We start from the raw sequence: 10,986 nt of genomic DNA, 5'->3' as shown, positions 1-10,986 counted from the left end.
TTATATAACCGATGCATTGTATGTTATGGGATTTGACACAATTTATGCCAATTTTTTAAGGTAAAGTCAGAAAAAAGTCGTTTTTAGCCCTATTGTTTTTTATATGGTTAAATAACAGCGCCCAGGCCCCATAAATTTCACCTACTTTTTTATCAAAATATTTATATCGTTGAAAGTAATACAATGTATACCAATAAAACATGCACCTATTAATGTAATATTAATAGGGAAGGGCGAGGTTATTTTATAACCAATGATACCGGATAATACAAGCAAGATAGATTGTGTATCAAAACTGCTTGGGGGATGGTTTGGTTTGAGTACCGATGAAGGACGTGCCAAGCTGCGATAAGCCTTGGGGAGGCGCATGGAGCCATAGATCCAAGGATCTCCGAATGGGACTTCCTGTATTTTCACTCCGAAAGGAGAGGGAACCCCGGGAATTGAAACATCTTAGTACCGGGAGGAAAAGAAATCAATCGAGATACCGTGAGTAAAGGCGATCGAAAGCGGTAAAGGGCAAACCGAATCTTCTCTGAAAAGAGAAAGAGATGTGGAGTATGGACCTTTCCCAATGCCTACTCTAAGAATTTTAAAAAGCTGGAAAGCTTTGCCATAGAGGGTGATAGCCCCGTGAAAGTAATTAGAGAAGCTATGAGGAAAGGTATCCTGAGTACCATGCGTCGTTATTCGCGTGGGAATGCGGGTGGCATAAACATCCAACCCTAAATATAACTCAAGTCCGATAGCAAAGAAGTACCGTGAGGGAAAACTGAAAAGCAACCCGGAAGGGCTGTGAAAAGAGCCTGAAACCAAGCAGTGAAAACTTTATAGGGCATAAAAGGAATGATCTCGAAAGAGTGACCAGTGTTCTATAGTCCGTGTTGAAGAACGGGCCAGGGAGTTGCGATGGCTGGCAAGGTTAATTCTAAAAGAAGAAACCGTAGCGAAAGCGATTACTCGCACCGTAAGGGAGGAGTAGCGTAACAAATGCGTTTAGTCAGCTGTGGCAGACCCGAAGCCGCTCGATCTATACCTGAGCAGGTTGAAGCTTAGCGAAAGCTAGGTGGAGGACCGAACCAGTTCTGATGTGCAAATCGTTTGGATGACTTGGGTATAGGGGTTAAAGGCTAATCTAGAGTGGCAATAGCGGGTTCCCCCCAATACTACCCGCAGGTAGACCTCAGCGGAGATATCTTGTGAGGTAGAGCGACCGATTGGGTGGTTAGCAACCGAAAGGTTGCGCCACCTTGTCAAACTCCGAACTTGCAAGAATCGTAGATGCTGGGTGCTAGTGCATAGGGATAAGCTTTATGCACGTGACGGAAACAACCGAGACTAATGTTAAGGTCTCTAAAATTGACTAAGTGCGATTTAAAGAGGTTTATGACCCAAGACAGTGGGGAGGTTAGCTTAGAAGCAGCTATCCTTTAAAGAGTGCGTAACAGCTCACTCACCGAGGTTATATGCCTCCAAGATGGACGAGGCTAAAGTCAATTACCGATACATTAGACCACCGAAAGGTGATGTGGTAGGGGGGCGTGCTGTATGGATAGAAGTATCTTCGAGAGGAGGTATGGACCGTACAGTATCGTGGATCCTGGTAAAAGTAGCAGAATAGAGTGGTGAAAATCCACTCCGCCGAAAGGGCAAAGGTTCCTTGGCAATGTTCGTCAGCCGAGGGTTAGCCGATCCTAAGGTCACCCCTAACAGGAAGTGATCGAAAGGGAAACTGGTTAATATTCCAGTGCCTCAGGTGTTTTGCCATATATGTTAGCTTTGGGATAGCAGAAGTGTGCCTGTCTACACATTGGCATTAATAAGCGGATGGAGAGTTGTAATGACGAGAAGTCCGTGAAAAAATGTCGGTTCCCTTATGGGAATTTCTGCAAGTCCCGGAGTCCATGAAAAACTTATATGGGTCAAGCCTGAGTTCGTACCAAGAACCGACACAGGTGCCCCTAGATGAGAAGTCTAAGGCGTTTGGGAATAATGGATGTGAGGGAACTCGGCCAAATAGTCCCGTATCTTAGGTAGAAGGGATGCCTATCCAGAAAGAGGATAGGTCGCAGTGGCAAGGGGACCCCGACTGTTTACCAAAAACACAGACCACTGCTAGTTCGTAAGGATGTGTATAGTGGTCGAAACCTGCCCAGTGTTGGTACCTGAAAGCTCCGTTCAAGGAGAAGAAGGGCCAATAAACGGCGGGGGTAACTATGACCCTCTCAAGGTAGCGTAATACCTAGCCGCTTAATTGGCGGCTCGCATGAAGGTTCAACGAGAGTCCCACTGTCCCCACATTCAGCCCCGTGAAATTAATGTACTGGTGCACAATCCAGTCTCTCCCACATGAAAGCGAAGTCCCCGTGGAGCTTTACTGCAGCCTGTAGCTGTGACGCGACTCTCAATGCGTAGGGTAGGAAGGAGTCTTAGAAGTTCCGGTTGTGGCCGGAATGGAGACGACGATGAAACACTTCCCTTTGAAAGTTGCGTCACTAACCTTAAAAAAGGGACAACTATTGGTAGGCAGTTTGGGTGGGGCGCCACGCCTCTAACAAGACAACAGAGGCCTCCAAAGATTAGCTCAGGAGGGTCAGAAATCCTCCGTAGAGTATAAAGGCAAAAGCTAGTTTGACTGTGTTCCAGCCAATAGGGAACGCAGATGCGAAAGCAGGGCTTAGCGAACCACCTTGTCCCCTCTTTATGAGGGCAGGTGATAAGAGAGAAGTTACCCCAGGGATAACTGAGTTGTCCTCGGCAAGAGTACACATCGACCCGAGGGTTTGCTACTTCGATGTCGTCTGTTCCTATCCTGGTGCTGCATAAGACACCAAGGGTGGGGCTGTTCGCCCATTAAAAGGGATCCTGAGATGGGTTCACTACGTCGCGAGACAGTAGGGTTGCTTCTCTGTGGGAGTGCACAACGTCTGAAGGGAAGGAGCCTTTAGTACGAGAGGAACGGGGGTTCGTGGCCTCTAGTTTATCGGTTGTCCGACAGGGCAGTTGCCGAGTAGCCACGCCATACGCGAATAAAAGCTGAAAGCATCTAAGCTTGAAGTCGCCCCTGAAAATAGACGTTGTTTGAGACCACTCTTAAAAGAAGAGGTTGATAGAGCCGGGATATAAGTATCAAGCTTTTGCGAGATATTAAGTCCACGGCCACTAATAGGTCGAAAACACAATCTATGCTAATTGATTATCCGGTATACCCGCCATTTATTATTGGTCTTTATTTTTTAAAATTTTAATTAATACACTTAATTTATATTTAAATTAAATTTTGTTTTAACGTCATTTAAATATGGAAATGATGGAAATGCACCGTACTCTGTCACAGATAGTGCTGCCGCCATATTTGCTATTTCAATACTTTTATTTACATCAGATGTTTTTGTTAACATTGCAGCAAATGCACCGTTGAAGCAGTCTCCAGCACCTGTTGTATCCCTTGCATTAACGGTGCTCGGCTTAAAATATCTTATTTCATTTCCATTATTTAACAATGAACCATATGACCCGAGCTTTATTATTATGTTTGTTTGATATTTCTTGTATAATATTTCAGAGGCCTTAAATGCATCCTCCCTGGAATTTATATGCATACCTGATAGCTTTGATGCCTCAACCTCATTTGGTGTTATATAATCACTCCCTGAAAGAACAAAATCGTTTATCTCATTAATAGGGCTTGGATCTGTTATTATTAAATTATTACGACCATATGTTTTAATTACATACTCAATTGTATCCATTGGTATCTCCTGCTGAAGCATTATTATTGAATTATCTATTTTAATATCCTTTAAATCTTCCTCCCTTAAATCATTGTTTGCACCGGAAAATACAGATATCATATTTTTTCCATTTTTATCAACATTTATAAATGCCATTCCGGTTTTCTGGCCATACATTATAATTGAATTAAGATTTTCCTTACCTATAAAATCCTTAATAAGGCTGCCAAAATAGTCATTGCCTATTTTTCCAATGAGTGTTGTATTGGCACCCATGCGTGCAGATGAAATTGCCTGATTTGCACCCTTCCCACCCGGATAAACATAAAAACTGCCAGCCTTAATTGTCTCTCCTGGCTCAGGAAGGTGATCAGACAGCATCAAAATGTCAACATTTATACTACCTATAACGAATACCCTGTTCATCTTTCTAAATAATTAATATAAATAAATGCTTTATTATATACTATAATAAAACCCATTTTAGGAATAAAAAGAAAATATTTTTACTTACACTATATATACCCCATAAATGTATGATGAAACATGTGTCTTTTGCAGGGAAATCATTAGAAACGGTAAGGCTGCCTTTGTTTATGAGGATGAATATGTTCTTGCATTTATGGACAATGCACCAATTGAGGAGGGGCATGTTTTGGTAATTCCAAGGGAACATTATGAGAATATTTTTGATATAGATAAAGAGATATATATAAAAATACAATTAACTGTAAAGAAAATAGCAATAGCAATAAAAAATGCATTGAAATGTGATGGTATAAACATAGGTCAGAATAATGGCAGGGTTGCCAATCAGGTTGTAATGCATTACCATACACACATAATACCAAGGTATTACAGAAAGCGTATAAACTGGGAGAGGGAGGTAGTGGACATGGCGGATCTGGAGATAATAGCAGAGAAAATAAGATCCGCCCTAAAGGAGGTAAAAATATGAAAAGTTTAGAGGAATTATATAAAAGGGCCATAGAATTAAAGAATAAGGGCATGTCCGATAAGGAAATCTCAACAGAATTGCATTTATCGGTTAATACAATATCATGGTTGCTCAGTAAAAACATTGGAGAGACCAAGATACAGGATGTTAAAATTGGATGGCGCAGCATAGGTGTTTACGGAAGCAGAATAGGCCATATAGCCGAAATAATGGCCGATATAATAAGTGAGGAGATTAACATAGATGATTTAGACTCAGTGCTTGGTATCACAATTAATGGCATCCCATTTGCAACATTTGTTTCAGACATTCTTGGAAAGGAATTAATGGTTTACAGGCCGCATCCATCCGGCAAGGAGGGTTTATTCAGCAGCAATTTCGCCGGTGTTAAGGGCAAAAAAATTGTTGTAATAGATGATGTTATAAGCACCGGGGAAACAATGAAAAATACAATAAACGATATAAAAAATCAGGGTGGCCAGGTGCTTTTATGCGTGGTTCTTGTCTCAAAGCTAAATATTGATGAAATCTCAGGAACAAGAATAAGGTCAGTAATAAGAACTACAATGGTGGGATAAAATTGTACTGGGCAGACTCAGTTGTTAGCAATTTAACCGGAGATCAGCTGGTATCAACAGGTATTTCCCCCTCGGGCCCAATACACGTTGGAAACATGAGGGAAATAATAACCGGGGATATTTTATATAAAGCATCACTGGACAGGGGCCTGAAATCAAGGTTTATATATTTATGCGATGACCTTGATCCCCTGAGAAAGGTTTATCCATTTCTTGATTCATCCTATGCAAAGTATGTTGGGGTTCCATTAAGCTATATACCATCACCTGATGGAAATGGAAAGTATTCAGATTATTTCCTTAAACCCTTCCTTGAAACACTGCAGAAAATTAATGTTAATGTTGAGGTCATAAGCACTACAGGCCTTTATAAGACAGGAAAGCTTGCAGATGCCATAGATACTGCCATAAAAAACAGGGAAACTATAAGAAAAATAATGCATGAAATAGCAGGTTATGACCTTGATGAATCATGGTATCCATATGAGCCCAGATGTTCAAAATGTGGAAAAATAAACTCATCACACGTTATTTCCTACGAATATCCATATGTCCATTATAAATGCGAGTACTGTGGAAATGAGGGCACATCAGATATACGGACAGACGATGGCAAAATGCCATGGCGCGTTGAATGGCCTGCAAAATGGTACTCACTTGGTGTAACAATAGAGCCTTTTGGCAAGGATCATGCTGCAGCAGGCGGATCATACGATACAGGAAAGGAGATCGCCAGGCAGGTATTTCATATTAATCCACCTGTACCACTTATGTATGAACGCATACTATTAAAGGGCGTTGGGGTCATGCACTCATCCACCGGAATATCAATACCAGCCTCTGAGGTCGTAAAATTCGCTCCTCCTGAGATACTAAGATTTTTAATAGCCAAAAATGACCCCTCAAGGCACATAGATTTTGATCCCGGCCTTGGCCTCTTAAATCTCATAGACGATTATGAAAAAATAGAGAATGCCTATTTTGGTCTTGAAAAACCAAACAATGAGAATTACAAAAGGATATATGAAATGTCTAGAATTAAGATTTTAAACGCACCTGAGAAAATTAACTTCAGGCATATAGTTAACCTAATACAGATATATAAGGACGATACAAGCCTTCTTGAGGCACTCAGGCGCAGCGGTTATAATAAAGAATATATCGATCAGGCCCTGCGCGATGAAATAGAAACAGCAAAATACTGGCTGGATAAATACGCACCTGATAATATAAAATTTTCACTATCCACTAAACATATTGACCTTTCAGAAAAGGAAAAAACAATACTTTCTGAGTTTCTAAACAGTGTTTCTGGAATTGAATGGACATCTGAAAATATACACAATGTAATATACGATATTATAGGAAGAAATAAAATACCGCCCAAGGATGGCTTTTCACTGTTTTACCGTGTCTTTATAGATCGCGAGCGCGGTCCAAGGCTTGGTTATTTTCTTGCCAATCTTGACAGAAACTATGTTATATCTAGAATAAAAGACCTTTTGTGATTTTATTATAATAATTAAGAATATTTATTAATTCATTATGATTTTATGGCCAATGATAGTTATAAACCCTGATCCACTTGATTTATCATATGTGCCTGACCGAATGTTCTTCAGGGATGATCATATAAAAGCAATAACATCAGCATTAATACAGCCATCAAAAAGTAAAATATCCACAAACATGGTGATTTATGGCCCATCAGGAACTGGAAAAACATCAACAATAAAATTTATAATGAAATCCACTCCGTCATTAATCTATGAAAATGCTGCATCCTACCAGAATGTCAGGCAGCTGCTTGAGCACGTTCTGTTGAGGCTTGGTAGGCCAACAGCATATAAGGGTATGTCATATAATGATATATTTTACCTTATGAAATCATCCAGCTATGCCAGTAATGGTATTATACTCGCAATAGACGAGGCATCCGGCCTCATTAGAAATGATCGTGATGGCATATACAACCTTTTAAGATCAAAGGAAATTTATAATATAAATCTTAGCATAATTATTATATCCATGGAAAACCCAGTATTATACCTTGAGAGGCGCTATGGTACGGTTATTGAGCTCCCATTCAATAAATATACAAAACCTGAGATATTAGACATTATAAGGGATAGATCAGTTAAATCCCTAGTTCCCGGGTCATGCAGCATTGAAATACTTGATTTTATCTCTGAAATTTCATCGAAATTTGGAAGTGCAAGATATGCAATTGAGCTTCTTCAGAAGGCAGCATATATGGCAGAATACAGATCCTCAACAATAATAAGTGCGGACGACGTTCGTTTTGCGGTATCAATAATAAATCCATATATTACAGAGAGCAGGCTTTCCATGCTTGGAAAAAAGGATTTAATTGTTTTATTATCAATATGCAACCTTCTTGAGAAATCGCAGTTTACAAACATAGAAAGAATTAAAAAGGAAACTGCGGTTAACAGTGAAATATACAATATTAAGATAGGCAAATCAATAATTTACAGTATAATTAAAAAACTGGAAGAACTTGATATTATTTCATCAAGGCTGGTAAGCCATGGCAATAAATCAGGCGTTGTTAAGAATATTACAGTGACTGATGCACCTGTATCAATGCTTTCAAAAAAAATTGAGGATCTACTTTCCAGAATTTAAAAGTATAAAATCAATCGGTTTAAATGATCTTATAAGCATCCTTTTATAATAATCCCTGTCAATGTTTTCTGCATCCGGTCTTATTATACCGTGCCTTTTATCAATAATTATTCCATCAACCGACATGCCCGGGTAAATATTAATATGGCCATCAAGATATTTCATAAGGTAATATGTTCCATTTCTTACTTTGTATTCATTAATATGCCTGCTTATGGTAAATTTTATTTTAAAGTCATCAACTTTAAAACTGCTAATTTTATTTAAATAATACCTTTTAATTTTATCGATTTTTTCCCTTCTAAAACTTATTTGTTCAAAATCGCATTTAATTTCATTTAATGCATTTTCCTGAAATTTTTTTATAAACTCTGGTATATTTTTCCTTCTCATCTCTATGCCCCTTACCTTAAATGTGCCATCATATTTATAACCAATATAGCTGTTTGCCGATCCAATGCCATTATTCTTTGGCAAAAATGCTATCCATTTATAATGTGAATCTATAACTATTGGTATTCTTGTCCTCTCATAGATTTCATTGATGGTCTTTTGTATGTCCCCATCTCCATAAATCCACATAGAATCCACAACACCGTGTATAAAATTAAATCCATTTTTTTCAGCAATTCTAATGGAATTCATAATTATACTGCGCCCAATTGATGTTATTTTTTCATGAACATCTATCCTTCCAAATTTTGCATTTTTATATCCAGTGTATCCAAACGAATTTAAAAGTAGAGATTTTAAGGCCATATCCCTTTTCATATATATATCTGACCTTTCCCTTATGCCTTTATAAAACAACCTTGTTTCAAGCAATCTTCTTAGAAACATTGCCAGATGCCCCATGCCAGCTGAAGAAAGATTTTCCGGAGATAAATTATAATTTACCATTATACTAGGATACATGGAGGAAAAGTCAATTTCATAAACATTTTTATAAATTCCAGGGTCAGGTGTAAAAACAATACCACCAGAATCAGCCTCAAAAAATTCACCCGGTGTTTTTGGTTTTTCATAATCAGTCTTCCTGAACGGTATAAGGATTTTCCTTTGCAACGCCTCCTTTTCCTCTATAGATGAAACAACAGTTCCAGGAGTTACCACCGATACTGTTTCAGGCGGAAGCAGGGACAGTCTGGAAAGTTCTACTATTCCTGTTATCCCAGATTCCTGAAATATAAACGAATTTGAATCTATGCATATCTTATTATTTATTGAGATTGTTTTTGGCATGTATGAGTGCCTGCCATACGATTCAAAACTTCTGGCCCTGTGGGTCTTATATTCAATAGCGTAGCCATGCTTAAACATGTTATTTAATAATATTGAGAATTCCCCATAATAGTTGTTATAGATTATTATTAAACCATCATCTATGGCATTGTATAACTCCTCGTATATGTTTTTTTCGTATTTTTTCCCATTTATTGTAATATAGGATACATCATTATTTTTGATAAAGGCATAAATTTCAGCAGTTTTGATATCCGGATCATAATCGTATAAGGATCTTATTTTAAAAAACGATAGCCTGTTTAACGCCATAAACCTTAAAACAGGATTTATATCAGCATTGTATATTTTAATTTTATACCCAAAGGAATTCTCTATTTTTTTCGCAATATAATTAATCTGTGATGGCCTCATGAATATTTTGATTCCATCTAAATATCCATATATGTCCCGCATTTTTGTATGCTCATAAACAAGGTTTGAAAAGTCAAGGCTCCTCTCAAGCATGGACATATCATAATAATTGCCTGAAACAAAAATCCATGAATGATTTTTTATCTGTCTTTTTGTAATTTTATTTCCTGAAAGATACCAGAGATTTATGTAATCAGAACCAGTGGCGTTTACTATTATCTCCATTTTCAACCGCCTCTTTATAAATCTCAATCAAAATGGAGAAAAAAAATTGGTCTCTGTTCTCTATCTCATTTGAATGCTTTTCTGCGAATGATAGTATTTTCTTCAATACTATTATATCCTCACGCCTCATATGGCCGGACATTAACAATATATCATTCTCAAGGTATTTTATATATTCTCTTGATGACATTGTATTCCTTCCCATTATTGGATCATCTCACAGTTTAGTGTTTCAGGGCCAGCAAGGTTGATAACAATGTCATTACCATAAGCAACCATTCTTCTAATAAGATCAGAAACCACTGAAAGCTCCATTGTATCCCATGATTCCAGGGTTATGGTTGATATTACAATTAAAAAAGATCCCTCATGGCTGTTTATAAGTATATTCTCAAGCTGGTATGGTGTTAATATTCTCTGTATTTTTACATCATAATTTAAAACGGTTTTATCAAGAATAATCCCATCGGAAATAAGTATTTTTCCAATTTTATATCTGCTTAGCAGTGAGTTTATACTGCTCCTATCTGTTTTTATTATCCTTAAAAAACCCATACATTTTAATATAAATCCAGCAAAAAAATATTTTTATAACTATTAAAAAATGAGAAAATGAGTTATTTAATATACGCCTTTTTAATGATAACGTCCTGCAGTGGTCTGTCATTTCTGTCTGTTTTAACCCTGCTTATCTTATCAACAACATCCATACCCTTTACAACCCTTCCAAATACTGGATGCATTTTATCCAGATAATTGTTATTTACTGTGTTTATAAAAAACTGGCTTCCCCCTGTGTTTGGCCCCGCATTTGCCATTGCAATTGTTCCCCTATCGTTTCTATTATTTTTTGTGAATTCATCCTTTATTGTATAGCCTGGACCACCCATTCCAGTTCCTGTGGGGTCGCCACCCTGAATCATAAAATCTGCTATTACCCTGTGAAAAATGGTGTTGTTATAAAATCCCTTCTCAACAAGTTTTTTAAAATTGCCTGCTGTTATGGGCATATCATTATCAAATAGTTCTATTTCTATATCACCCATTGTTGTACTTAATATTACATTTGTCATGCTTCATAATAATGTATGGAATAATATACTTTTTTATTTAAATTACCGGATATCCATAATAGTAATAATCTATTAATAGTGATATCAAATATTAATATAAAAATAAAAAATTA

General features: G+C 37.5%; 9 protein-coding genes and 1 rRNA gene. 5 read left to right on the top strand and 5 right to left on the bottom strand.

Annotated elements, in window-relative coordinates; translation table 11 throughout:
- Positions 1–278 precede the first annotated feature (278 nt).
- A 23S ribosomal RNA gene (locus tag AOG54_RS09560) occupies positions 279–3,186 on the top strand.
- Between the two features lie 71 nt (positions 3,187–3,257).
- Here the strand turns inward: AOG54_RS09560 and AOG54_RS06935 are convergent.
- Positions 3,258–4,160: a ribokinase gene (locus AOG54_RS06935; protein ID WP_048102080.1), complete on the bottom strand. Its 903-nt coding sequence runs from the start codon at positions 4,158–4,160 to the stop codon at positions 3,258–3,260.
- Between the two features lie 106 nt (positions 4,161–4,266).
- Here AOG54_RS06935 and AOG54_RS06930 point away from each other — a divergent pair, with 106 nt between their 5' ends.
- The 4 genes from AOG54_RS06930 to AOG54_RS06915 are packed head-to-tail and all read left to right on the top strand — an operon-like array spanning position 4,267 to position 7,919.
- The gene (locus AOG54_RS06930; protein ID WP_048102081.1) at positions 4,267–4,692 is read left to right on the top strand and encodes an HIT family protein; all 426 of its coding nucleotides are present in this window, start codon (positions 4,267–4,269) and stop codon (positions 4,690–4,692) included.
- Entirely contained in the window at positions 4,689–5,270 is a 582-nt protein-coding gene (locus AOG54_RS06925) for an orotate phosphoribosyltransferase-like protein (RefSeq protein WP_048102082.1), read from the top strand. The genes AOG54_RS06930 and AOG54_RS06925 overlap by 4 nt, the downstream gene beginning before the upstream one ends.
- 2 nt (positions 5,271–5,272) lie before the next feature.
- On the top strand, positions 5,273–6,778 hold the full coding sequence (gene lysS / locus AOG54_RS06920; protein ID WP_052656827.1) for a lysine--tRNA ligase: 1,506 nt from the start codon (positions 5,273–5,275) through the stop codon (positions 6,776–6,778).
- Positions 6,779–6,830: 52 nt separating this feature from the next.
- The gene (locus tag AOG54_RS06915) at positions 6,831–7,919 is read left to right on the top strand and encodes a Cdc6/Cdc18 family protein (protein ID WP_048102189.1); all 1,089 of its coding nucleotides are present in this window, start codon (positions 6,831–6,833) and stop codon (positions 7,917–7,919) included.
- On the opposite strand, the gene AOG54_RS06910 is transcribed toward AOG54_RS06915, so the two are convergent.
- The 4 genes from AOG54_RS06910 to AOG54_RS06895 form a co-directional block, all read right to left on the bottom strand.
- Complete coding sequence (locus AOG54_RS06910; RefSeq protein WP_052656830.1) at positions 7,902–9,800, bottom strand: type B DNA-directed DNA polymerase; 1,899 nt, start codon at positions 9,798–9,800, stop codon at positions 7,902–7,904. The genes AOG54_RS06915 and AOG54_RS06910 overlap by 18 nt on opposite strands.
- Entirely contained in the window at positions 9,769–10,005 is a 237-nt protein-coding gene (locus AOG54_RS06905; protein WP_048102084.1) for a hypothetical protein, read from the bottom strand. The genes AOG54_RS06910 and AOG54_RS06905 overlap by 32 nt, the downstream gene beginning before the upstream one ends.
- On the bottom strand, positions 10,005–10,355 hold the full coding sequence (locus tag AOG54_RS06900; protein WP_054964362.1) for a hypothetical protein: 351 nt from the start codon (positions 10,353–10,355) through the stop codon (positions 10,005–10,007). The genes AOG54_RS06905 and AOG54_RS06900 overlap by 1 nt, the downstream gene beginning before the upstream one ends.
- Before the next feature lie 62 nt (positions 10,356–10,417).
- A complete protein-coding gene (locus AOG54_RS06895; RefSeq protein WP_048102086.1) occupies positions 10,418–10,873 on the bottom strand; it encodes a peptidylprolyl isomerase in 456 nt (151 codons plus the stop codon).
- Positions 10,874–10,986 lie beyond the last annotated feature (113 nt).

The organism is Acidiplasma aeolicum, assembly GCF_001402945.1.
Classification (GTDB): Archaea; Thermoplasmatota; Thermoplasmata; order Thermoplasmatales; family Thermoplasmataceae; genus Acidiplasma; species Acidiplasma aeolicum.
Note: the sequence above shows the minus strand (reverse complement) of the source record. Positions and strands in the feature narration are given on the sequence as shown.

Coding starts and splice junctions, on each gene's coding strand:
- AOG54_RS06925 (WP_048102082.1), top strand. CDS start 4,689: ATGAAAAGTTTAGAGGAATTATATAAAAGGGCCATAGAATTAAAGAAT.
- AOG54_RS06905 (WP_048102084.1), bottom strand. CDS start 10,005: ATGGGAAGGAATACAATGTCATCAAGAGAATATATAAAATACCTTGAG.
- AOG54_RS06910 (WP_052656830.1), bottom strand. CDS start 9,800: ATGGAGATAATAGTAAACGCCACTGGTTCTGATTACATAAATCTCTGG.
- AOG54_RS06895 (WP_048102086.1), bottom strand. CDS start 10,873: ATGACAAATGTAATATTAAGTACAACAATGGGTGATATAGAAATAGAA.
- AOG54_RS06930 (WP_048102081.1), top strand. CDS start 4,267: ATGTATGATGAAACATGTGTCTTTTGCAGGGAAATCATTAGAAACGGT.
- AOG54_RS06900 (WP_054964362.1), bottom strand. CDS start 10,355: ATGGGTTTTTTAAGGATAATAAAAACAGATAGGAGCAGTATAAACTCA.
- AOG54_RS06915 (WP_048102189.1), top strand. CDS start 6,831: ATGATAGTTATAAACCCTGATCCACTTGATTTATCATATGTGCCTGAC.
- AOG54_RS06935 (WP_048102080.1), bottom strand. CDS start 4,160: ATGAACAGGGTATTCGTTATAGGTAGTATAAATGTTGACATTTTGATG.